This window comes from Arenimonas malthae CC-JY-1 (assembly GCF_000747075.1).
In the GTDB taxonomy this organism is placed as follows: Bacteria; Pseudomonadota; Gammaproteobacteria; order Xanthomonadales; family Xanthomonadaceae; genus Arenimonas; species Arenimonas malthae.
Genome location: NZ_AVCH01000073.1, coordinates 14010 through 37408, shown reverse-complemented (window position 1 = coordinate 37408; position 23399 = coordinate 14010). Strand labels below are relative to the sequence as shown.

Here is a 23399-nt window from a genome sequence, read left to right as displayed (position 1 = left end):
TCTACCCGCACACCCGAATCGGAGGACCGCCATGGCCGCCAAGACCCGCACCGAACACGACAGCCTCGGCGCCCTCGAAGTGCCCGCCGGCGCGCTCTACGGCGCCCAGACCCAGCGCGCCGTGCAGAACTTCCCGATCTCCGGGCTGGTGATGCCGCGCTATTTCCTGCGCGCCCTGGGCCTGGTCAAGGCCGCGGCGGCGACCGCCAACGCCAGCCTGGGCCACCTGCCGCCGGACGTGGCCGACGCCATCCGCGACGCCGCCCTGCAGGTGGCCGCCGGCGACCTGGACGGCCAGTTCCCGGTGGACGTGTTCCAGACCGGCTCGGGTACGTCGAGCAATATGAACGCCAACGAGGTCATCGCCACCGTGGCCTCCCGCGGCCGCAGGCAGGCGGTGCACGCCAACGACCACGTCAACATGGGCCAGAGTTCGAACGACGTGGTGCCCACCGCCCTCCAGGCGGCGGCGCTGCTGGCCTGCCGCGAGCGCTTGTTGCCCGCGCTCAAGCACCTGCGCCTCACCATCGACCGCAAGGCCCGCCGCGTCGGCAAGGTGGTCAAGACCGGCCGCACCCACCTGATGGACGCGATGCCGCTGACCCTGGGCCAGGAGCTCGGTGCCTGGTCGGCGCAGCTGGCCACGGCCATCGACCGCATCGGCGACACGCTCGACCGCGTGCGCCAGCTGCCCATCGGCGGCACCGCCGTGGGCACCGGCATCAACGCCGACCCGCGTTTCGGCAAGAAGGTGGCGAAGGAGCTGTCGGTGCTCTCGGGCCAGCGTTTCGTGCAGGCGCGCAACCTGTTCGAGGGCATCGCCGCGCAGGACAACGCCGTGGAACTTTCGGGCCAGCTCAACGTGCTGGCAGCCACGCTGATGAAGATAAGCAACGACCTGCGCTGGATGAATTCCGGCCCGCTGGCGGGGTTGGGCGAGATCGAACTGCCGGCGCTGCAGCCGGGCAGCTCGATCATGCCCGGCAAGGTGAACCCGGTGGTGCCCGAGGCGGTGTGCATGGTCTGCGCCCAGGTGATGGGCAACCACGCCACGGTGACCATCGCCGGCGCCAGCGGCAACTTCCAGCTCAACGTGATGCTGCCGCTGATCGCGCACAACCTGCTGCAGTCGATCGAGCTGCTGGCGAACGGGTCGCGGGTGCTGGCCGATTCGGCGATCCAGGGCTTCCGGGTGCGCGAGGACCGGCTGGCGGAGGCGCTGGCGCGCAATCCCATCCTGGTGACGGCGCTCAACCCGGTGATCGGCTATGAAAACGCCGCCGCCATCGCCAAGCAGGCCTACCGCGAGGGCAGGCCGGTGCTGGACGTCGCGATGCTGCGCACCGGCCTGGGTGAAAAGGCGCTGCGCAAGCTGCTCGACCCGGCCGCCCTGGCCCGGGGCGGCATCCACGGCAAGCCGGGCGGCGGGGGCGGCTGAGCCGCCTCAGTCCTCGCTGGGGACGTCCACCCGGCCGCGCACGCCCCGGTGGGACACGTCGCCGCTGCCGATGCGGCGCACGACCAGGTCGCCGCCGACGTCGCGCACGCCCGCGTCGCCCGAGTTGATGCGGCCGATGCGCACGCTGCCATCGACGCGGGAGACGTCGAGGTCGCCGGAGCCGATCTCGTCCACGTCCACGTCGCCCTTCACGTTGGCGAGCGTGAGGTCGCCCGAGCCCACCGAGCCGATGCGCACGGGGCCGCGGATGTCGCTGGCCTCGAAGTCGCCCGAGCCGACCGAGCGCAGGTCCAGTTCGCCGGCGCCTTCCACGGTCACGTCGCCCGAGCCGACGCTGGCGCGCACCAGGCCGGCGATGTCGCGCAATTCGATGTCGCCGGAGCCGACCTCGGCGCGCACCGACTTCATGCCCGATGCCCAGGCGTCGCCCGAACCCACGTCGAGCTCGATGTCCAGGCCCGCGGGCAGCTGGGCTTTGACCTCGAGGTAGGCATAGGTGGGCTTGAAGAAGATGCCGCTGGAAACGCCGCGGCGTTCGGCGCGCACCAGCAGGGTGTCGCCGCTGCGGCGCTGTTCCAGCACCAGCTGCGGGAAATAGTCCGGGTCGGAGGCGCAGGCGCGGGCGGTCAGCCCGGCGGCGCCGGTGGTCGCGCCCAGGCGCAGGTCGTTCTGGTTCACCTCGAAGCGCACCACGCGCACGCCTTCGAGGTCGAGCGCAAGGCTGCGCGGCTCGTTGAATTCGCAGTCGGCGGCCGAGGCGGCGACGGGCAGCAGCACGGCAAGCAGGGCAAGTCGTTTCATCGTTCGCTCCGGGGTCAGTTTTCGACGTGGCAGTCTTCGACGTCGCTTTCGTCCATCTGCGCGTAGGGCTCGAACTGCGGCACGGCCTGGCGCAGCGCCTGCTGCGAGGCGTACAGGGCCGGCAGGCGGTCGCACAGGGCCTTGGCGGTGTCTTCGATTTCCTTGGTGTGTTCCTTCATGCGCGCTTCCATCGAAGCGCCGTCGCCGCCGAGCAGGCCCTTGGCCGATTCGGCCACCGCGCGGGTCGCCAGTTCGGCGGCCTGCAGCCCGATCTCGGCGCCGGCTTCGGCCACGCCCGCCAGTTGGGCGCGGTACTCGAGCACGAGCTTGCGCTGCGCTTCGTCGAGCGGCACCGCCTGGCCGCCGATCAGCAGGTCGCCGGCGGGCGAGATCTCGGCCTTCGGCGCATTGCCGTCGCCGTCGCCCAGGCTGAGGTTTTCCTTGGCCAGTTCCTCGCGCATCTCGCGCAGGGCGGTTTCGGAAACCGCGGCCATGCCGGTCTTGCCTGGCTCGGCCGGGGGCTCGGACGAGCTGCAGCCCGCGAGGGCCAGCAGGGGGACCAGCAGCAGGGGAAGTCGGGACATGGGCAGGGCTCCAGCCGTGGAACGGAAAAAAGGCGGGACGACCCGGGGGTCGTCCCGCCAAGGGGGGATGTCAGCCTTCGTCGCGGGAGCGGCGGAAGTGGATGGCGCCGAACACCATCACCGCGCCGGCCACCACGCCGATCCACAGGTCCGGGGTCAGGAAGGCGCCCCAGGCATTCTGGGCCGAAAACAGGGCCACGATGTCCTGCGGGCCGTCCGGGTTGAAGTTCTGCATCGCCGGGTCGGAGGCGCCGCGGTAGACCAGGTCCATGCCCGGGGCCGTGCCCAGCAGGATGCGGCCGACGACGTGCTGCCAGAACCACTCGGCCTTGGAGCCGAACATTTCCATCACGTCGAACCAGCTGACCAGGATGCCCGAGAACACCGGCACCAGCAGCGCCCAGAGGAAGGGCTTGGTGCGGGCCCAGGCCGAAACCAGCAGCAGCCAGCCGACGGTGGGCATGGCCCACAGGGCGTAGACGGGCAGCGCGCCGGCCAGGTGCAGGGCGACGGTGAGCGGGCTCGCCGGGCCCCAGATCAGGTCGAGCGGGTTCACGCCGTGGAACAGCGCATAGCCGCTGAGCAGGACCAGGAAGCCGAACGAGGTGGCGATGGCCGCGAGCGTGGCGATGACCGGGGCCACGACCAGGGCGCTGACCAGCTTCGAGAGCACGGTCTGGCCGTCGGACACCGGCAGCGACTTCCAGAACAGCACGCTGCGGTCCTTGCGCTCGTCGTACAGCGAGCCGAGGCAGTAGAAGAACACCACGAACGCCAGCACGATGTAGGGCCAGGAGCCGGCGAGCAGGGCGCCCAGGTCGAGCGCGCCGCCCAGTTCCGCCGCTTCCTTGGGCGTGAGGGTCTTGGTGAGCTGGCTGAGCTCGACGCCGTTCATCTGCACCGATTCGCCGTCCACGCCGCGGCGGACGCTTTCACCGGCGATGATCGCCATCAGGCTGATCACCAGGAAAACCGCGCCGGCCACCACCGGGGCCCACAGGAAGCCGCCGCGGTGCTCCCAGGATTCGCGCTTGAGGAGCCATTTGAAGGTGTTCATGCGTAGGTTCCTTTCATGGTGGCGACGAACAGGTCGGCGATGCCGGGGTTGCGGACCTCGCCCAGGGCGGCCAGCTGGTCGCGCGGCACCCCGTCGAACAGCATCACGGCCTTGCCGAACACCGAGCGCTCGTCGATGGGCTTGAGGGCGCGGGCGGCCTCGGCCTTGTCGGCCGGGACCATCACCTCGCAGAAGCGCTCGCCGACTTCGTCCATGCTCGCCGAGAGCACGATCTTGCCCTCGCGGATGAACATCAGGTCGGTGAGGATGTGCTCGATCTCCTCGACCTGGTGGGTGGTGACGACGATGGTCTTCTGCTCGTCGAAGTAGTCTTCCAGCAGGTTCTGGTAGAACTGCTTGCGGTAGAGGATGTCCAGGCCCAGCGTGGGTTCGTCCAGCACCAGCAGCTTGGCGTCGATGGCCATGACCAGGGCCAGGTGCAGCTGCACGATCATGCCCTTGGACATCTGCTTGACCTTCATGTCCGGGGTCAGCTTGGTGTGGGCGATGTAGGCCTCGGCCTTCTTGCGGTCGAAGCGCGGGTGCACGCCGGCCACGAAGTCCACGGCGTCCTTCACCTTCAGCCAGCGCGGCAGCACGGCCACGTCGGCGATGAAGCAGACGTCGTGCATGAGCTCGTCGCGCTCGGTGCGCGGGTTCTTGCCCAGCACCTTGAGTTCGCCCTCGTAGGGCACCAGGCCCAGGGCGGCCTTGAGGGTGGTGGTCTTGCCCGAGCCGTTGGGGCCGATCAGGCCGACGATGCGGCCGGCCGGGATGTCGAAGCTGATCGAATCGACGGCGGGCTTGCCCTTGTAGCGCTTGGAAAGGTTGCGGGCGGAGATCACGGCGCTCATCACTTCTTCTCCTTGCCGGCCACGGCCACCAGGCGTTCGATGTCCAGGCCGAGGCGCTGGATGCGCTCGACGACCATCGGCCATTCATCCTTCAGAAAACGCTCGCGCTCGGAGGCGAGCAGCTTCTCCCGGGCCCCTTCGGTCACGTACATGCCAAGTCCCCTTCTTTTTTCCACGAGTTCCTCGTCCGCCAGCTCCTGGTAGGCGCGGGAGACGGTGATTGGGTTGAGCTGGTATTCGGCGGCGATCTGGCGGACCGAGGGCAGCGCTTCGCCCGGCTGCAGCACGCCGTCGAGCATCATCGCCACCACCTTGTCCTTGAGCTGCCGGTAGATCGGCGCGCTGTCGTTCCAGGCGATATTCATCTCAGGACTCCCGGCGCGGCATGAGGGAGGCCATGGACACGTAGGGCATGGCCATGTGCCGCTGAAGGGCGCCGCGGCGCAGCGAGCCGGCCCGCAGGGCCTCCTCGCTGGCGCTGGCGCCGAGGGTGGTCTCGTCGGCGGCCTCGTCGAGGGCGGCCAGCACCGGGTCCGGCTGGATGGCCACCGGCTGGCTGGGCGGCGCGCCGAAACCGTAGCCGGTGGCCAGGGTGCCGAGCGCCACGGCCAGGGCCATCAGGTTGGTCTTGAACTTGGGGTACATACCGCCTCCCGCTTTGGTGAGGTAATGAACAGGTGTTGTAGCGAACTATAACACCCAGATTCGGCATGTCAACACCCTTTGCACGCCAAAGGACCCAAACTGATGGCATAGACCCGGACCGTCCCGGGGGAGGGCACGAAGATGAAGAAGGGAACCGCGTTCATCCTGGCCGCGCTGCTGGCCGCGGCGCCGGCGCTGGCCAGCCAGGCGCTGCTGGACAAGGACTTCCGCCGCCTGGCGGGCAAGGAGGTCGTGAACCTGCAGCAGGCCTACGGCGGCCAGGTGCTGCTGGTGGTCAACACGGCCAGCAAGTGCGGCTTTACCCCGCAGTACGAGGGCCTGGAGGCCATGCACGCGAAGTACAAGAACCGTGGTTTCGCGGTGCTGGGCTTCCCGTCCAACGATTTCATGGGCCAGGAGCCGGGCAGCGAGGAGCAGATCCAGGAGTTCTGCACGCTCACCTACGGCGTGAAGTTCCCGATGTTCGAGAAGGTGCAGGTGCGCGGCTCCGGCGCCACGCCGCTCTACCAGGAGCTGGCGGCGGCCACCGGCGAGGCGCCGGGCTGGAACTTCCACAAGTACCTGCTCGACCGCGAGGGCAAGGTGGTGGCCAGCTTCGGCAGCCGCACCACGCCGGACGACCCGAAGCTGGTGGCGGCGATCGAGAAGCTGCTCGACGCGCCCGTCCCGGCGAAGCCTGATCGCGGCCGTTGAGTTGCCGGCGGCGGGCCGCGACAATAGGGGACGACGTGCCGACCCGGCCCGCCTTCCCCAGGAGTTGTAACCCGATGAATTCCGCCCTGCGTTTCGCCGCGCCGCTGGTGCTTGCCAGCCTGGTGCTCAGCCTCAGCGCCTGCAAGTCCGAAACCACCGACGAAGCCGCGCCCGCTGCCGAAGCCGCCGCCGCCGGCGAACCCGGCGCGCCCATCATCCCCGGCATCGCCGGCCTCGAGACCGAACGCGCCCAGGTCAGCTACATGATCGGCCGCGACATCGCCAACTCGATGAAGATCATCAAAGACGACCTCGACCTCGAGATCCTGCGCCAGGCGATGGAGGACACCTTCCAGGAGCGTGACTCCAAGCTTACCGACGAGCAGATGAAGGAGATCCAGGCCGCGTTCACCACCAAGCTGCAGGCCCGCCAGGCCGCCGAGGCCGCCGAGCTGGCCGCCAAGAGCAAGTCCGAGGGCGAAGCCTTCCTGGCCGAGAACAAGTCCAAGCCGGGCGTGCAGGTCACCGAGAGCGGCCTGCAGTACCGCGTCGAGCGCGCCGGCAATGGCGCCACCCCGACCGCCTCCGACGTGGTGCGCGTGCACTACAAGGGCACCCTGCTCAACGGCGAGACCTTCGACAGCTCCTACGACCGCGGCGAGCCGGCTGAATTCGGCCTGGGCCAGGTCATCCCGGGCTGGTCCGAGGGCGTGCAGCTGATGAAGGTCGGCAGCAAGTACACGTTCTGGATCCCGGCGGAACTGGCCTACGGTGAAGCCGGCGGCGGCCCGATCCCGGCCAATGCCATGCTGACCTTCGAGGTCGAGCTGATGGAAATCGTCAAGTAATACGCATCGGGTAGGACGGGGCGTCGGCGGCAACCCGCCGGCGCCCGTTCCCTGGGCACGGATGGCCCACGCCCGCGAGGAGGCAACATGCGCGTCACTGTTTTCGGCACCGGCTACGTCGGCCTGGTCACCGGCACCTGCCTGGCCGAGGTTGGCCACCAGGTCACCTGCGTGGACATCGACCAGGCCAAGGTGGACGGCCTCAACCGCGGCGTCGTGCCCATCTTCGAGCCTGGCCTCGAGGACATGGTGCTGGCCAACCATGGCGCCGGCCGCCTTGCCTTCACCACCGACGCCGCGCAGGCCATCGCGCACGGCGACGTGCTGTTCATCGCCGTGGGCACGCCGCCCGACGAAGACGGCAGCGCCGACCTGCAGTACGTGCTGGCCGTGGCCCGCACCATCGGCAGGCATCTTTCCCGCCCCGCCATCGTGGTGAACAAGTCCACGGTGCCGGTGGGCACCGCCGACAAGGTGCGCGCGGCCATCGCCGCCGAACTCTCGGCGCGCGGCGCCGAGATCGCCTTCGAGGTCGTCTCCAACCCCGAATTCCTGAAGGAGGGCGCGGCGGTCAACGACTGCATGCGCCCCGACCGCATCGTGCTGGGCTCGCGCTCGGCGCAGGCGGTGGAAACCATGAAGCGCCTGTACGCGCCGTTCAACCGCAACCACGACCGCATCGTGGTGATGGACGAGCGCTCGGCCGAGCTGACCAAGTACGCCGCCAACGCCATGCTGGCGACCAAGATCAGCTTCATGAACGAGATGGCGAACATCGCCGAACGCGTGGGCGCCGACATCGAGATGGTGCGCCACGGCATCGGTTCCGACCCGCGCATCGGCTACCACTTCATCTACCCGGGCGCCGGTTACGGCGGCTCGTGTTTCCCCAAGGACGTGCAGGCGCTCGGGCGCATCGCACGCCAGGCCGGCTACGAAGCGAAGCTGCTGGGCGCGGTGGAGGCGGTGAACACCGCGCAGAAGGACAAGCTGTTCGCGCTGGCCGAGCGCCATTTCGCCGGCGACCTGCGCGGCCGCACCTTCGCCGTGTGGGGCCTGGCCTTCAAGCCCAATACCGACGACATGCGCGAGGCCTCGAGCCGCCGCCTGCTGGAGCTGCTCTGGAACGCCGGCGCCACGGTGCGCGCGCACGACCCGGAGGCGATGCACGAAGCCACCCGCATCTTCGGCACGCGCCCCGACCTGGTGCTGTGCGACACCCCGGCGCAGGCGCTGGAAGGCGCCGATGCGCTGTTCGTGGTGACCGAGTGGAAGGCGTTCTGGAGCCCGGATTTCGCCGCGCTCAAGGCCGCGCTCAAGGCCGGCGTGGTGTTCGACGGCCGCAACGTCTACGACCCGGCCCAGGTCGAGGCCGCCGGCCTGGCCTACTACGGCATCGGCCGCGGCCGCAGCCTGCAGCCGCGTTGAGGAACCGCCCGTGACCGCCGCCTCCGACATCGAACAGCGCCTGGCCGAACTCGAAACCCGGCTGGCGTTCCAGGAACACTCCATCGGCGAACTCAGCGACGCCCTGGCCGACGCCCGCATGGAATCGGCGCGCAACAGCGAAACCCTGCTGCGCGTGACGGCCGAACTCAAGCAGCTGCGTACCCTGCTGTACGCCGACCCCGGCAGCGAACCTCCGCCGCCGCACTACTGATCCAAGGTTGGACCCATGAGCAATTCCCTGCGCGAAAAGCTGCTCGGCCTGGGCTTCAAGGCCCCCGAGCCCGAGCCGCGCCGCCCCGCGAAAACCGAACGCCCCGCCGCTGGTGGCGGCAAGGACCGTCCGGCCGGCGCGCGCCATGGCGGCCCCGGCAAGCCCGGCGCCGGCGGCAAACTGCGACCGCAGGGCGAACGCCGCCCCGGTGGCGGAAGGCCCGGCGGCGGCAAACCCGGCCAGGGCGGCGCGCCGCGCAAGCCGCGCACGGCCGAGGAGATCGACCTGGCCAAGGCCTACGCCATCCGCGCCCAGCGCGAGAAGGAAGAGCGCATCGAAGCCGAGCGCCTGCGCCAGGAAGAGGCCGCGCGCCGCCGCGCCGCCAAGGCGCGCTGTGCCGAACTGCTGAAGGACAAGTCGCTCAACGACGCCGCCGCCGAGCTCGTCCGCCACTTCGAATACGGCGGCAAGATCAAGCGCATCTACGTCAACCCCGACCAGCTCAGGGCGCTCAACGCCGGCGAGCTGGCGGTGGTGCAGCTCGATGGCCGCTACCTGCTGGTCACCGCGGCGCTGGCCGACGAGGTGGGCGCGCTGCTGCCCAGCCTGGTCGCGCTGAAGGTGGACCCGAACGCGCCGGCCGGCGACGATCCCTACGCCGACCCGCAGTACCAGGTGCCCGACGACCTGGTGTGGTGACTCACTCCGGGTCGTAGTCCAGGTTCGAAGCCAGCCAGCGCTCGGCCTGGGCCAGCGGCACGCCCTTGCGGCGCGCGTAGTCGGCCACCTGCTCGCGCGACAGCCGCCCGACCACGAAGTACTGGCTCTTCGGGTGCGAGAAGTACAGGCCGCTGACCGCCGCGGCCGGGTACATCGCGAAACTCTCGGTCAGCGACAGCCCGGTGTTGCGCTCCGCGTCGAGCAGGCGGAACAGCGTGGCTTTTTCGCTGTGCTCGGGGCAGGCCGGGTAACCCGGCGCCGGGCGGATGCCGCGGTACTGCTCGCGCACCAGCGCCTCGTTGTCCAGCGCCTCGTCCGGCGCGTAACCCCACAGCTCCGTGCGCACTTTCTGGTGCAGGCGTTCGGCCAGGGCTTCGGCCAGGCGGTCGGCGAGCGCCTTGAGCAGGATGGCGTTGTAGTCGTCGTGGTCGGCTTCGAAGCGGGCCAGGTGCGGCTCGATGCCCAGGCCCGCGGTCACGGCGAACCCGCCCACCCAGTCGGCGCGGCCGCTTTCGCGCGGCGCGATGAAGTCGGCCAGGCAGAAGTTCGGGCGGTCGTCGGGTTTTTCCGCCTGCTGGCGCAGGCAGTGCAGGGTGGCCAGCGGATGGCCGGCGTCGTCGAGCACGTGGATGTCGTCGCCGGCCGACTGCGCCGGCCACAGGCCCGCCACGGCCTTCGCCACCAGCCACTTCTCGCGGATGATGCGGTCGAGCATGGCGGTGGCGTCGCGGAACAGTTCGCGCGCCTGCGCACCCACCACGGCGTCCTCGAGGATGGCCGGGTAGCGGCCCGCCAGCTCCCAGGTCTGGAAGAAGGGCGTCCAGTCGATGACCTCGCGCAGGTCCTCGAGCGGGTAGTCGTCGTACACCGTCAGCCCGGGCTTGAGCGGCGCGGGCGGCACGTAATCCGACCAGCCGCCGTCGAAGCGCTTGGCGCGGGCGCGGGCCAGCGGCACCAGCGGCTTGGCTTCGCCGCGGTTGGCGTGGCGGGCGCGCACTTCGGCGTAGTCGGCGGCGTTGGCGGCCACGAACGGGCCGCGCAGCTCGGCGCTGAGCAGGGACTGGGTGACGCCGACGGCGCGCGAGGCGTCCTTCACCCATACCACCGGCGAATCGTAGTGCGGGTCGATCTTGAGCGCGGTGTGGGCGCGCGAGGTGGTGGCGCCGCCGATCATCAGCGGCAGCGAGAAGCCCTGGCGCTTCATCTCCCGGGCCACGTGGCTCATTTCCTCAAGCGAAGGCGTGATCAGGCCGGAAAGGCCGATGATGTCGGCCTTCTCCTCGCGGGCGCGGTCCAGGATCACCTGCGCCGGCACCATCACGCCCAGGTCCACGACCTCGAAGTTGTTGCAGGCCAGCACCACGCCGACGATGTTCTTGCCGATGTCGTGCACGTCGCCCTTCACCGTGGCCATCAGCACCTTGCCGCGCGGCTGGCCGGCGTCGCCGCTGCGCGCCTTCTCGGCCTCGATGTAGGGAATCAGGTGGGCGACGGCGCGTTTCATCACGCGGGCCGATTTCACCACCTGGGGCAGGAACATCTTGCCCGCGCCGAACAGGTCGCCGACCACGTTCATGCCGGCCATCAGCGGGCCCTCGATCACGTCCAGCGGCCGCGCGGAGCGCTGGCGCGCCTCCTCGGCGTCGGCCTCGACGAAGGCGTCGATGCCGTGCACCAGCGCATGGCGGATGCGCTCGTCCACCGGCCACTGGCGCCAGGCCAGGTCCGGCGCCTTCGATTCCCCCTTGCGCGCCTTGTGCCTGTCGGCCTCGGCCAGCAGGCGCTCGGTGCCGTCGGCGCGGCGGTTGAGCACCACGTCCTCGACGGCCTCGCGCAGGGCCGGGTCGAGGTCGTCGTACAGTGCCAGCGCGCCGGCGTTGACGATGCCCATGTCCATGCCGGCGCGGATGGCGTGGTACAGGAACACCGCGTGGATGGCCTCGCGCACCACGTTGTTGCCGCGGAAGGAGAACGACACGTTCGACACGCCGCCGGAGACGTGGCTGTCCGGGAAGCGGCGCTTGAGTTCGCGCGCCGCCTCGATGAAGGCCACGGCGTAACCGTCGTGCTCCTCGATGCCGGTGGCGATGGCGAAGATGTTCGGATCGAAGATGATGTCTTCCGGTGGGAAGCCGGCCTGTTCCACCAGCAGCCGGTGCGCGCGGGCGCAGATCTCCACCTTGCGTTCCAGCGTGTCGGCCTGGCCGGCCTCGTCGAAGGCCATCACCACCACCGCCGCGCCGTGGCGGCGCACCCGGGCGGCCTGCTCCAGGAACGCGGCCTCGCCTTCCTTCATCGAGATGGAGTTGACGATGGCCTTGCCCTGCACGCACTTCAGGCCGGCTTCGATCACGCTCCACTTCGAGCTGTCGATCATCACCGGCACGCGGGCGATGTCCGGCTCGGCGGCGATGAGGTTGAGGAAACGCGCCATGGCGGCCTCGGCGTCGAGCAGGCCCTCGTCCATGTTGACGTCGATGATTTGGGCGCCGTTTTCAACCTGCTGGCGGGCCACGGCCAGGGCCTCGTCGTAGCGGCCTTCCAGGATGAGCTTCTTGAACTGGATGGAGCCGGTGACGTTGGTGCGCTCGCCGACGTTGACGAAATTCGTCTCCGGCGTGATGACGAAGGGCTCCAGCCCGGCCAGGCGCGTGTACGCGGGCAGGCGGGGCAGGGCCCTGGGCGGCAGGCCGGCCACCGCGCGGGCGATGGCGGCGATGTGTTCGGGCGTGGTGCCGCAGCAGCCGCCGACCAGGTTGAGCAGGCCGGCCTCGGCGAATTCGCGCAGCACGCCGGCGGTTTCCTCGGGGCCCTCGTCGTAGCCGCCGAAGGCATTGGGCAGGCCGGCGTTCGGGTGGCAGCTGACGTGGGTATCGGCCACCTGCGAGAGCATGTCGATGTGCGCGCGCAGGTCGCGGGCGCCCAGCGCGCAGTTCAGGCCGATCGACAGCGGGCGGGCGTGGCGCAGCGAGTACCAGAAGGCCTCGGCGGTCTGGCCCGAGAGCGTGCGGCCGCTGCGGTCGGTGATGGTGCCCGACACCATCACCGGCAGGCGGGCGCCGAGCCGCTCGAACAGTTCCTCGATGGCGTAAAGCGCCGCCTTGGCGTTGAGGGTGTCGAACACCGTCTCGACCAGCAGGATGTCCGCTCCGCCCTCGACCAGGGCCGCGGCGGCCTCGAGGTAGTTCACCACCAGGGTGTCGAAATCGATGTTGCGGTAGCCGGCGTCCTCGACCTTCGGGCTGATGGACGCGGTGCGGCTGGTCGGGCCCAGCACGCCGGCGACGAAGCGCGGCTTGCCGGGGTCGGCGGCCTCGGCCTCGTCGCAGCAGGCGCGGGCCAAGCGCGCGGCCTCGCGGTTGAGTTCCGGCACAAGGTGCTCGAGCCGGTAATCGGCCTGCGACACCGCGGTGGAGTTGAAGGTGTTGGTCTCGAGGATGTCGGCGCCGGCGGCCAGGTAGGCGGCGTGGATGCCGCGGATCACGTCGGGCCGGGTCAGCGTGAGCAGGTCGTTGTTGCCCTTGAGGTCGTGGCCCTCGCAGCCGCAGCCCGGGCCGTGCGCATGGCCCTCGGAGAAACGCAGGCCGTCGAAGCCGGCGGCGAAGCGTTCGCCGCGGTAGTCGGCCTCGCCCAGCGCGTGGCGCTGGATCATGGTGCCCATGGCGCCGTCGAGCACCAGGATGCGTTCGCCCAGCGCCTGCAGCAGGCGCGCGGTGCGGGCGGAGTTTTCCCAGGGCAGCGTTTTCAAGGCTTGCGAGCCAGCAGGGTGAGCACTTCGAAGTGCGGCGGGCGCTTCTCGCGCGTCACCGGTTCGCACACTGTCACTTCCAGGCCGGCCTTCTCGGCGTGGCGGCGCAGCTCCTTCACGGTGAAGCCCAGGTTGACGTGGCCGTAGGGCGTCACTGCCGCGCGGTGCTCGTGTTTGCCCAGGCAGGTGGCCACCAGCCGGCCGCCGCGGCGCAGCACGCGCGCGGCCTCGGCGATGGCCTGGCCGGGGCGTTCGGCGTAGGTGAGCGCGTGCATCAGCAGCACCAGGTCGAACTGCGACGCGGGGAAGTCCAGGGCCTGCATGTCGCCCTCGAGCACCTCGACGTGGCGGTACTTGCGCAGGCGCTCGCGCGCGGCGCCGACCACGCGGGCGCTGGAATCGACGCAGACGTAGCGGCGTGCGTGCGGCGCCAGCAATTCGGCCAGCACGCCGTCGCCCGAGGCCACGTCGAGCACGTCGCCGGGTTCGAGCAGGGGCAGGGTGGAGCGCGCCAGGGCTTCCCAGGTGCGGCCGGGCGAGTAGTGCCGCTCCATGTCGCCGGCGACGGAGTCGGCCCAGTTCTGGTCGGCGGCGCGGGTGGCCAGCACGGCCGGCAGGCGTTCGGCGTCCTGGCGCAGCAGCGGGTCGTCGGTGCTGTCGCGCAGGGCTTCCCACAGGCGGGCCTCGCCCGGGTCCAGGGTGTCGCCGTTGAAGCGGTAGTAGGCCGAGACGCCGGCGCGGCGGTCGCGCACCAGGTCGGCTTCCTTGAGCTTGGCCAGGTGGGTGGAGACGCGAGGCTGGGCCAGGCGGGTGATGCCGGCGAGCTCGGCCACCGTCAGCTCCTCGCGTTCCAGCAGGGCCAGCAGGCGCACCCGGGTCGGGTCGGACAGGACCTTGAGGCAGGCCGACCAGGCTTCGAGGTCCATGCTTTATCCTTTCATCCGGATTCAAAGATATGCGGAGGTTAGGCGCGGCCGGCGGGGGCGTCAAGCCGCGCCGCGCCTGCTTCACGCGGCGTGGACCTGCCCGCGCCGGCCGCAGACGCTACAATCGCGTACTTCCCCGTACTGAACCTTGAGGGTGCCCCGTGGATTTCCGATTCACCGAAGAACAGCTGATGATCCAGGACGTGGCCCGCCGCATCGCGCAGGAGAAGATCGCGCCGAGCGCCGAGCACCATGACCAGACCGGCGAATTCCCGCTCGAGAACATCCGCACCCTCGGCGAGAACGGCCTGATGGGCATCGAGGTGCCGGCCGAATACGGCGGCGCCGGCATGGACCCGATCAGCTACGTGCTGGCCATGATCGAGATCGCCGAGGCCGATTGCGCCCACTCGACCATCGTTTCGGTCAACAACTCGCTGTTCTGCAACGGCATCCTCAAGTTCGGCACCGAGGCGCAGAAGCAGAAGTACGTGCGCGCGATCGCCGAGGGCAAGGAAATCGGCGCCTTCGCGCTGACCGAGCCGCAGTCGGGCTCCGACGCCACGGCCATGCGCTGCAAGGCGGTGAAACAGGCCGACGGCAGCTTCGTGATCAACGGCAAGAAGAGCTGGATCACCTCCGGCCCGGTCGCCAAGTACATCATCCTGTTCGCCGTCACCGACCCGTCCAAGGGCGCCAAGGGCATCACGGCCTTCATGGTCGACACCGCCAAGCCGGGCTTCCACCGCGGCAAGACCGAGCCCAAGCTCGGCATCCGCGCCTCGGCCACCTGCGAAATCGAATTCCAGGACTACGTGGCCACGGCCGACGAAGTGGTGGGCCAGGAAGGCGAGGGCTTCAAGATCGCCATGGGCGTGCTCGACGCCGGCCGCATCGGCATCGCCTCGCAGGCCGTGGGCCTTGCCAAGGCCGCGTACAAGGCGGCCGTCGCCTACGTGAAGGAGCGCAAGAGCTTCGGCCAGCCGATCGGCTCGTTCCAGATGATCCAGGCCAAGATCGCCGACATGAAGTGCCGCCTCGACGCGGCCGAAATCCTCACCCTGCGCGCGGCCTGGGCCAAGGCCGAGGCCGACAAGACCGGCGGCCGCTTCAGCACCGAGGCGTCGGTGGCCAAGCTCACCGCGTCCGAGGCGGCGATGTTCATCACCCACCAGGCGCTGCAGATCCACGGCGGCATGGGTTATTCGAAGGAAATGCCGCTCGAGCGCTATTTCCGCGATGCCAAGATCACCGAGATCTACGAGGGCACCAGCGAAATCCAGCGCCTGGTCATCGCCCGCAACGAGACCGGCCTGCGCTGAGCCGAACCCGTACCCCGGCGTATCCGAAGCCCCGCTGAAGCGGGGCTTCTTTTTTGCGGCCGCGCTGGCTGGCCGCGGGGCGGGGCGGGGGCTACAATTTCAGACTTTATCCACGTCCTGCGAGAACGCAGCAATGAACGCCCACGCCCTGGCATCCGCCGAGACCCTCGACGCCATCGTCGCCGCCCTTCCGGCCGGTTCGTCCGCCCCCGAGAAGGCCCTGCTGGAGACGTTCGCCCGAAGCTTCTTCGCGCGGGTCCCGGAGGACGAGCTGCTGTCGCGGCCGGCCGCCGACTGGGCCGCGATCGCGGTGTCCTTCCTGGCGTTCACGCGCCAGCGCGGCGCGGGCACGCCGAAGATCGAGGTGATCAACCCGTCCCTGGCCTCCGACGGTTTCGAGAGCACCCACACCGCGGTGCGCATCGTCAACGACGACATGCCCTTCCTGGTGGACTCGGTGCGCATGGCGCTGTCGCAGTTCAACATCACGCTGCACCAGATCGCGCACCCGGTGATGCCGGTTCGCCGCGACGCCGCCGGCGTGCTGCGGGCGGTGGGCGAGGGCGCGGCCGAGTCGCTGATGTACCTGGAGATCGACCGCCAGGCCGACTCCGGCGCGATGGCCGAGATCGAGAAGACCATCCTGGCCGCGCTGGCCGACGTGCGCGCCGCCGTGGCCGACTGGCAGCCGATGCGCGAGGCCATGCTGCGCATCGCCGATGAATTCGACACCCGGCAGCTGCCGGTGGACGCCGCCACGCGCGCCGAGACGCAGGCCTTCCTGCGCTGGGCGGCCGACAACCACTTCACCTTCCTCGGTTACCGCGAGTACGAGGTGGTGGGCCGCGAACTGCGGGCCGTGGCCGGCACCGGCCTGGGCCTGCTCAAGGGCAAGGACAGCCAGGCGCAGGCGCGCCCGGTCACCGGCCTGGCCGCGGCCGACCTGCCGCCGGGCGCCTCGCTCGACCCGCTGATCCTGACCAAGACCAATGCCCGCGCCACCGTGCACCGCCCGGGTTACATGGACTACATCGGCGTGCTGCAGTTCGACGAAACCGGCCGCGCCGTGCGCGAGCAACGTTTCCTCGGCCTGTACACCTCCAGCGCCTACAACCGCCGTCCGTGGGAAATCCCGCTGGTGCGCGAGCGCCACGAGTCGGTGATGAAGGCCTCCGGCCTGGCCCTCAACAGCCACAGCGGCAAGGCCCTGCGCCACATCCTGGAAACGCTGCCGCGCGAGGAGCTGTTCCAGTCCAGCACCGAGGAACTGCAGCGCACCGCGATGGGCATCCTGGGCCTGCAGGAACGCGCCCGCACCCGCCTGTTCCTGCGCCGCGACCGCTACGGCCGCTACTTCTCCGCGCTGGTCTACATCCCGCGCGACCGCTTCAACACCGGCATCCGCCACCGCATCGAAGCGCTGCTGATGCAGGCGCTGCAGGGCGAGCGGCTCGACCACGCCGTGCAGATCGGCGAATCGCCGCTGGCCCAGCTGCACCTGGTGATCCGCCCGAAGGCCGGCGCTGTGGTCGAGTTCGACCAGGCGGCGCTGGAGGCCGAGCTGGCGCGCATCGTGCGCGACTGGCACGACGAGCTGCGCGAGATCCTGGTGCGCGAGCACGGCGAGGAGCAGGGCCTGCGCCTCGCCCAGCGCTACGGCCGCGCGCTGCCCGCCGGCTACCTCGAGGCGGTGACGCCCGAAGCCGCCGCCGGCGACGTGCTGGAAGCCTCGCGCCTGGCCGCCGAGGGCGACCAGCGCATCACCTTCGCCCGCGCCGGCGAGCAGCTGCGCCTGAAGCTGCTGCGCCGCGCCGAGGACGTGGCCCTGTCCGACGTGCTGCCGGTGATGGAGAACCTCGGCCTGCGCGTGCTCACCGAGCACCCGTACGTGATCGACGCCGAGGACGGCCGCATCTCGCTGCAGGACTTCGAGGTCGAGGCCCGCGGCGAAGTGGACGTGGAAGCCGCCCGCGTGCCGTTCCAGGAGGCCTTCGCGGCCATCTGGGGCGGTGAAGCGGAGAACGACGGCTTCAACCAGCTGCTGCTCAGCGCCCGCCTGGAATGGCGCGACATCGCCATGCTGCGCGGTTACACCAAGTACGCGCTGCAGACCGGCATCCCGTTCTCCCAGCCGTACATGGAAGAGACGCTGCAGCGCTACCCGGTGATCGCGCGCCTGCTGTACGAGCTGTTCGCCGCGCGCTTCGAGCCGGGCCGCGAGACCCCGCTCGACGCCGCCGGCCAGCAGGCCCTGCACGACCAGATCGCCTGGCTGCTGCCGAAGGAGCGCCGCGCCGCGCTCGACACCATCCCGCAGGAGGTGGCCTCCGCCCGCGCGCTCGACCGCGACGCCCAGGCCGACGCCATCACCGACGCGCTGGAGATCCTGCTCGACACCCTCGTCAGCAGCATCGACGACGACCGCATCCTTCGCCGCTACATGGCGCTGGTCAAGGCCACGCTGCGCACGAACTTCTACCAGCGCCGGAACGGCTCCTTCCGCGACTACATCTCCTTCAAGTTCGATCCCTCGCGCGTGCCCGAGCTGCCCAAGCCGGTGCCTTACCGCGAGATCTTCGTCTACTCGCCCTACGTCGAGGGCGTGCACCTGCGCTTCGGCCCGGTGGCGCGCGGCGGCCTGCGCTGGTCCGACCGCCGCGAGGACTTCCGCACCGAGGTGCTGGGCCTGGTGAAGGCGCAGATGGTGAAGAACACCGTCATCGTGCCCGTGGGTTCCAAGGGTGGCTTCGTGGTCAAGCGCCCGCCGGTGGGCGGCGACCGCGACGCCCAGCTGGCCGAGGGCATCGCCTGCTACAAGCGTTTCATCAACGGCCTGCTCGACATCACCGACAACCTGGTCGACGGCCAGGTGGTGCACCCGCAGGACGTGGTGCGCCACGACGGCGACGACCCCTACCTGGTGGTCGCGGCCGACAAGGGCACCGCCACCTTCTCCGACATCGCCAACGGCATCTCGGCCGAGCACGGCTTCTGGCTGGGCGACGCCTTCGCCTCGGGCGGCTCGGTGGGCTACGACCACAAGGGCATGGGCATCACCGCCAAGGGCGCCTGGGAGTCGGTGAAGCGCCACTTCCGCGCGCTGGGCATCGATTCCCAGAGCCAGGACTTCACCTGCGTGGGCATCGGCGACATGTCGGGCGACGTGTTCGGCAACGGCATGCTGCTGTCGAAGCACATCCGCCTGGTGGCCGCGTTCGACCACCGCCACATCTTCCTCGACCCGAACCCGGATTCGGCGCGCAGCTACGCCGAGCGCGAGCGTTTGTTCAAGGTGCCGCGCTCGAGCTGGGAGGACTACGACAAGTCGCTCATTTCCGAAGGCGGCGGCGTGTACGCGCGTTCGCTCAAGTCCATCGCCATCACGCCGCAGGTGCGCGAGGCCCTGGGCCTGGCCGAGGGCGTCGAGCAGCTGAGCCCGATGGAGCTGATGAACGCCATCCTCAAGGCGCCGGTCGACCTGCTCTGGAACGGCGGCATCGGCACCTACGTCAAGGCCTCCACCGAGAGCCACGCCGACGCCGGCGACCGCGCCAACAACGGCCTGCGCGTGAACGGCAACGAGCTGCGCTGCAAGGCGGTGGGCGAGGGCGGCAACCTGGGCTTCACCCAGCGCGGCCGCATCGAGGCCGCCATGAACGGCGTGCTGGTGAACACCGACTTCATCGACAACTCGGCCGGCGTGGACACCTCCGACCACGAGGTGAACATCAAGATCCTGCTCTCGGCCCCGGTGCTGCGCGGCGAGCTCAGCACCCCGCAGCGCAACGAGCTGTTGGCGAGCATGACCGACGAGGTCGCCGAACTGGTGCTCAACGACAACTACCGCCAGAACCAGGCCATCAGCCTGATGGAGAACATGAGCGTGGCCCGCCTGGGCTCGTTCGGCCACTTCATCCGCGTGCTCGAGGGCCAGGGCCTGCTGGACCGCGCCATCGAGTTCCTGCCCAGCGACGCCGAACTCAACGAGCGCAAGGCGCGCGGCCAGGGCCTCACCCGCCCCGAGCTGTCGGTGCTGCTGAGCTACGACAAGATCGTGGTGTTCAACCAGATGCTCGATTCCGACGTGCCGGAAGACCCGTACCTCTCCAAGGAGCTGGTGCGCTACTTCCCGAACGCGCTGCAGGAGCGCTTCGCGGCCGACATGGAGAACCATCGCCTGCGCCGCGAGATCATCGCCACCGCGGTCACCAACTCCACCGTCAACCGCATGGGCGCCACCTTCCTGCTGCGCATGCAGGAAGACACCGGCCAGTCGGCGGCGCAGATCGCCAAGGCCTTCACCATCAGCCGCGAGGTGCTCGACGCCCGCGCGCTGTGGGCCGGCATCGACGCGCTGGACCTGAAGGTGGGCGAGGACGCCCAGCTCGAGGCCCTGGGCAGCATCTGGCACCTGCAGCGCAACCTCACGCGCTGGCTGCTCAACCGCCCGGGCGAGTCGCTCAACATCGCCGAGAAGGTCGAGCGTTACGCCGGCGGCGTGGCCGAGCTGCGCCGTTCGCTGGCCGAGGTGCTGCCGGCCGACGCCCGCGCCCAGCTGGTGGCCGACCTGGCCGCCTGGCGCGAGCGTGGTTTCCCGGAGGACCTGGCCAGCGCCTTCGCCAGCCTGCCGTTCCTGGCTTATGCGCTGGACATCGTCGAAGTGGCGACGGAGCAGGGCCTGCCGGTGGCGGAAGTCGCGGCGACCTACTTCAGCCTGTCCGACGCGCTGCACACCAAGTGGCTGATGGATGCCGTGGAGGCGCTGCCGGTGGAGGGCCGCTGGCATGCCCAGGCCCGCGGCGTGCTGCGCGACGAACTGCAGTCCCAGCAGCGGGCGCTGGTGGGCCAGGTGCTGGCCTTCGGCGGCCGCGGCGCGAAACCGCAGGCGCGCGTGGACCAGTGGCTCGAGCGCGACGACACCGTGCTCAAGGTGACGCTGGCGATGCTGGCCGACATGCGCAACCTGCGCGGCCTCGACTACCCGACGCTGTCGGTGGCCGTGCGCCGCCTGGCCCAGGTGGTTGCCGCCGGCGCCCGCTGATCGCCCGCGGCAGCCGGGGTCGGGGCCACCAGGCCCCGGCCCCGCATGCGATTCCCGGCAAGCCTGCGTTATGCTCCCGGCCATGAGCCTGCCTGCCCAGCCGCGCATCGCCTTCCTCGCCAGTTCGACGCCCGAGGCCCAGGCGGCCAGACAGGGTTTCGCCAAGGTCTTCGGTGACCACGCCCCGGAAGAGGCCGACGTGCTCTGCGTGCTCGGCGGCGACGGCTTCATGCTGCACACGCTGCACCGCCACGGCGCGCTGGGAAAACCGGTGTACGGCATGAAGCTGGGCACCGTGGGTTTCCTGATGAACCAGCACCGGCCCGAAAGCCTGGTCGAGCGCCTGCATGCGGCCGAAGCCGCGGTGCTCAAGCCGCTGGAAATGGCCGCCACCAGCGAATCCGGCGCCACCGTGCGCCTGCTGGCCTACAACGAAGTCTCGATGCTGCGGCAGACTCGGCAGACCGCGCACCTGCGCATCTCGCTCAACGGCCAGGTGCGGCTCGAGGAACTCGTCTGCGACGGCGTGCTGGTGGCCACCCCGGCCGGAAGCACGGCCTACAATTTCTCCGCCCACGGCCCGATCCTGCCGCTGGGCTCGCAGGTGGTGGCGCTGACGCCCATCGCGGCGTTCCGGCCCCGGCGCTGGCGCGGCGCGCTGCTGCGTTCCGACACCGTGGTGCGCATCGAGGTGCTCGACGGCCACAAGCGCCCCGTCAGCGCCACCGCCGATTCGCACGAGGTGCGCGACGTCGCCGAGATCGAGGTGCGCGAGGCCACCGAACGCACCGTCACCCTGCTGTTCGACCCCGAGCACAACCTCGAGGAACGCATCCTCAACGAGCAGTTCACCACCTAGGCGCGTCGCGCCCGGTGAGACTGCGAACGGCCATAATGCCGCCATGAGCCCGCTCTCCCAGCCCCCTGAAACGCCCGCCCAGCGCCTGGTGGTGGCCATCACCGCCCGCGCGCTGTTCGACCTCGAGGACAGCCACGCGCTGTTCCAGTCCAGCGGCCTGGAGGCCTACGCCGAGTTCCAGCGCAGCCGGGAAAAGGAAGTGCTGGCGCCCGGCATCGCCTTCCCGCTGGTGCAGAAGCTGCTGGCGCTCAACGCCGGCGCGCCGCCGGAAACGCCGCGGGTGGAAGTGGTGCTGCTCTCGCGCAACTCTTCCGACACCGGCCTGCGCATCTTCAATTCCATCCGCCACTACGGCCTGGGCATCGTGCGCGCGGTGTTCACCAGCGGCGCCGAGGTCTGGCCCTACATCCGGCCCTTCGGCGCCCAGCTGTTCCTGTCGGCCAACCCGGATTCGGTGCGCAGCGCGCTCGAACACGGCGTGGCCGCGGCCACCATCCTGCCGTCGAAGGCGCCGGAGCACCGCCACGACCAGCTGCGCATCGCCTTCGACGGCGACGCGGTGATCTTCGGCGACGAATCCGAGCGCGTCTCGCAGCAGGATGGCCTGGCCGCCTTCCACCACAACGAAGCCAGCCGCGCCGGCGAACCGCTCTCGGGCGGGCCCTTCCGCGGTTTCCTGGCCGCGCTGCACGAACTGCAGCAGGCCTTCCCGCCGGGCGAGGCCTCGCCGCTGCGCACGGCCCTGGTCACGGCGCGTTCGGCGCCCGCGCACGAACGCGTCATCCTCACCCTGCGCGAGTGGGGCGTGCGGCTGGACGAAGCCATGTTCCTGGGCGGCCGCGACAAGGGCCCGTTCCTGGAAACCTTCGGCGCCGACATCTTCTTCGACGACTCCCGCCACAACGTCGAAAACGCCCGCCGCCACGTCGCCACCGGCCACGTGCCCTACGGCGTCACCAACGAAGCCTAGGCGGCCGGCACCGGCCGCCGCAGCGCGTAAACGCCCCAGGCCAGCGCCGTCACCAGCGCGCCCAGCGCGAAGGCCAGCGGGCCGCCGCCGGCGCTTTCCCAGGCCAGCGCGGCCAGACCCGCGCCCAGCACGCCGCCCACGCCGGAACTGAAGCCGTAGAGCAGGCTCTGGCCGGCCGCCGCGCGCCGGCCCGGGAAATAGTCGGAAATCAGCCGCATGCAGCAGGCGTGGAAGGTGGCGAAGCTCAGTGCATGCGTGGCCTGGGCCAGCGCCATCAGCGTGAACGATTCCGCGAACGCCGCCACCAGCGCCCAGCGCAGCACCGTCACGCCCAGGCAGGCCATCAGCAGCGGCCCGGCGCCGAAGCGCGTGATCAGCCGCGGGGCCTGCCAGAACATGGCGATCTCGATCAGCACGCCGATGGCCCACAGCGCGCCGATGGCCGCGCCCGAATGCCCGGCCGCCTGCAGGTGCAGGGTGTAGAACACGTAGAACGGCCCGAAGCCCACCTGCATCAGCAGCGCCACCAGCAGGAAGCGGCGCACGCCGGGGCGCTTGAACAGGTGCCCGGCGTCGGCCACGCCGGGCGCGGCTTCCGGTGGCCTGTCGCCGCGGTGCGGCCAGGCGGCGGCCACCATGCCCGCGAACAGCGGCAGCACCAGCCACGGGAACCAGGCGTCGCCGACCCGGTCCATCAGCGCGCCGTAGCTGCCGGCCACGAACAGGAAGCCGATCGAGCCCCAGACGCGCAGCCGGCCGTACAGCTCGGGCCGCGGCCCCAGCGCGGTCAGCGTCATCGCTTCGAACTGCGGCATCACCGCGTTGTAGAACAGCCCGAAGGCCGCCATCACCGCCAGCAGCGCCCAGGCCTGGTGGGTGAACAGGAAGCCGGCGAAACACAGCAGCGTGGCCACGCAGCCGGCGAAGAACCATTCGCCCGGCCGCGCGCTGCGGCCGGTGAGCGCCGCCCAGGCCGGCGGCGCGACGATGCGCGTGCCATACCACAGCCCCAGCATGCCGCCGACCACGAAACCGCCGTGCCCCAGCGCGTCCACCCAGCGGCCGATGTAGGGCGTGTAGGCGCCCAGCGCGGCGTAGTAGAAGAAATAGAAAACCGCGTAGCGGCGCAGCGAAGGATCCATCGGGTCGGGCCGAAAAAGAAAGGCCGGACCCGAAGGCCCGGCCTCTCCA

Annotated in this window: 18 protein-coding genes and 1 pseudogene; 10 read left to right on the top strand and 9 right to left on the bottom strand. The window is 70.1% G+C overall.

The genetic code is table 11. The features are described 5' to 3' along the window. Positions 1-31 precede the first annotated feature (31 nt). Positions 32-1438 (top strand): class II fumarate hydratase, encoded by a 1407-nt coding sequence (locus N790_RS04500; RefSeq protein ID WP_043801305.1) that lies wholly within the window; start codon positions 32-34, stop codon positions 1436-1438. 6 nt (positions 1439-1444) lie between these two features. On the opposite strand, the gene N790_RS04495 is transcribed toward N790_RS04500, so the two are convergent. From N790_RS04495 to N790_RS04470, 6 genes are all read right to left on the bottom strand, one after another. After that, positions 1445-2260, bottom strand: a complete 816-nt coding sequence (locus N790_RS04495; protein ID WP_043801303.1) for a DUF4097 family beta strand repeat-containing protein — start codon at positions 2258-2260, stop codon at positions 1445-1447. Between the two features lie 14 nt (positions 2261-2274). Continuing rightward, the gene (locus N790_RS04490; protein WP_043801300.1) at positions 2275-2844 is read right to left on the bottom strand and encodes a DUF2884 family protein; all 570 of its coding nucleotides are present in this window, start codon (positions 2842-2844) and stop codon (positions 2275-2277) included. A gap of 70 nt (positions 2845-2914) precedes the next feature. Continuing rightward, a complete protein-coding gene (locus N790_RS04485; protein ID WP_043801299.1) occupies positions 2915-3901 on the bottom strand; it encodes an ABC-2 transporter permease in 987 nt (328 codons plus the stop codon). Further along, complete coding sequence (locus N790_RS04480; protein ID WP_043801296.1) at positions 3898-4755, bottom strand: ABC transporter ATP-binding protein; 858 nt, start codon at positions 4753-4755, stop codon at positions 3898-3900. Before N790_RS04480 ends, N790_RS04485 begins: the two co-directional genes overlap by 4 nt. Further along, a complete protein-coding gene (locus N790_RS04475; protein ID WP_043801295.1) occupies positions 4755-5120 on the bottom strand; it encodes a GntR family transcriptional regulator in 366 nt (121 codons plus the stop codon). Before N790_RS04475 ends, N790_RS04480 begins: the two co-directional genes overlap by 1 nt. Before the next feature lies 1 nt (position 5121). Further along, positions 5122-5400: a hypothetical protein gene (locus N790_RS04470; RefSeq protein WP_043801293.1), complete on the bottom strand. Its 279-nt coding sequence runs from the start codon at positions 5398-5400 to the stop codon at positions 5122-5124. A gap of 141 nt (positions 5401-5541) precedes the next feature. Between N790_RS04470 and N790_RS04465 the strand changes: the two genes are divergently transcribed. The 5 genes from N790_RS04465 to N790_RS04445 all read left to right on the top strand — a co-directional run bounded on the left by N790_RS04465 (position 5542) and on the right by N790_RS04445 (position 9321). Further along, on the top strand, positions 5542-6114 hold the full coding sequence (locus N790_RS04465; protein WP_043801291.1) for a glutathione peroxidase: 573 nt from the start codon (positions 5542-5544) through the stop codon (positions 6112-6114). Positions 6115-6188: 74 nt separating this feature from the next. Further along, positions 6189-6962 carry a BamJ family beta-barrel-assembly machinery protein gene (gene bamJ / locus N790_RS04460; RefSeq protein WP_043801288.1) on the top strand — a complete coding sequence of 258 codons (774 nt, stop codon included), beginning with the start codon at positions 6189-6191 and terminating at the stop codon, positions 6960-6962. 87 nt (positions 6963-7049) lie between these two features. Further along, positions 7050-8390, top strand: coding sequence for a UDP-glucose dehydrogenase family protein (locus tag N790_RS04455; RefSeq protein WP_043801287.1), 1341 nt, complete (start codon positions 7050-7052; stop codon positions 8388-8390). Positions 8391-8400: 10 nt separating this feature from the next. Beyond that, positions 8401-8622: a SlyX family protein gene (locus N790_RS04450; protein WP_043801284.1), complete on the top strand. Its 222-nt coding sequence runs from the start codon at positions 8401-8403 to the stop codon at positions 8620-8622. 15 nt (positions 8623-8637) lie between these two features. Next, positions 8638-9321, top strand: a complete 684-nt coding sequence (locus N790_RS04445) for a DUF2058 domain-containing protein (RefSeq protein WP_043801282.1) — start codon at positions 8638-8640, stop codon at positions 9319-9321. 1 nt (position 9322) lies between these two features. Here the strand turns inward: N790_RS04445 and metH are convergent, their stop codons facing one another. Further along, entirely contained in the window at positions 9323-13090 is a 3768-nt protein-coding gene (gene metH, locus N790_RS04440; RefSeq protein ID WP_425388021.1) for a methionine synthase, read from the bottom strand. Then, positions 13090-14016 (bottom strand): annotated as a pseudogene (locus tag N790_RS04435) (ArsR/SmtB family transcription factor); the annotation flags it as partial. The pseudogene N790_RS04435 and the gene metH, both read right to left, overlap by 1 nt. 161 nt (positions 14017-14177) lie before the next feature. Between N790_RS04435 and N790_RS04430 the strand changes: the two are divergent. The 4 genes from N790_RS04430 (at position 14178) to N790_RS04415 (ending at position 22208) form a co-directional block, all read left to right on the top strand. Further along, positions 14178-15338 carry an acyl-CoA dehydrogenase family protein gene (locus N790_RS04430; RefSeq protein ID WP_043801280.1) on the top strand — a complete coding sequence of 387 codons (1161 nt, stop codon included), beginning with the start codon at positions 14178-14180 and terminating at the stop codon, positions 15336-15338. A 133-nt stretch (positions 15339-15471) separates the two neighbouring features. Further along, a complete protein-coding gene (locus N790_RS04425) occupies positions 15472-20379 on the top strand; it encodes an NAD-glutamate dehydrogenase (protein ID WP_052385682.1) in 4908 nt (1635 codons plus the stop codon). An 88-nt stretch (positions 20380-20467) separates the two neighbouring features. Next, positions 20468-21238, top strand: coding sequence for an NAD kinase (locus tag N790_RS04420; protein WP_211251951.1), 771 nt, complete (start codon positions 20468-20470; stop codon positions 21236-21238). A gap of 43 nt (positions 21239-21281) precedes the next feature. Continuing rightward, positions 21282-22208 carry a 5'-nucleotidase gene (locus tag N790_RS04415; RefSeq protein ID WP_052385681.1) on the top strand — a complete coding sequence of 309 codons (927 nt, stop codon included), beginning with the start codon at positions 21282-21284 and terminating at the stop codon, positions 22206-22208. Here the strand turns inward: N790_RS04415 and N790_RS04410 are convergent. Continuing rightward, positions 22205-23350, bottom strand: coding sequence for an MFS transporter (locus tag N790_RS04410; protein ID WP_043801277.1), 1146 nt, complete (start codon positions 23348-23350; stop codon positions 22205-22207). The two genes, N790_RS04415 and N790_RS04410, sit on opposite strands and share 4 nt — an antisense overlap. Between the last annotated feature and the right edge of the window lie 49 nt (positions 23351-23399).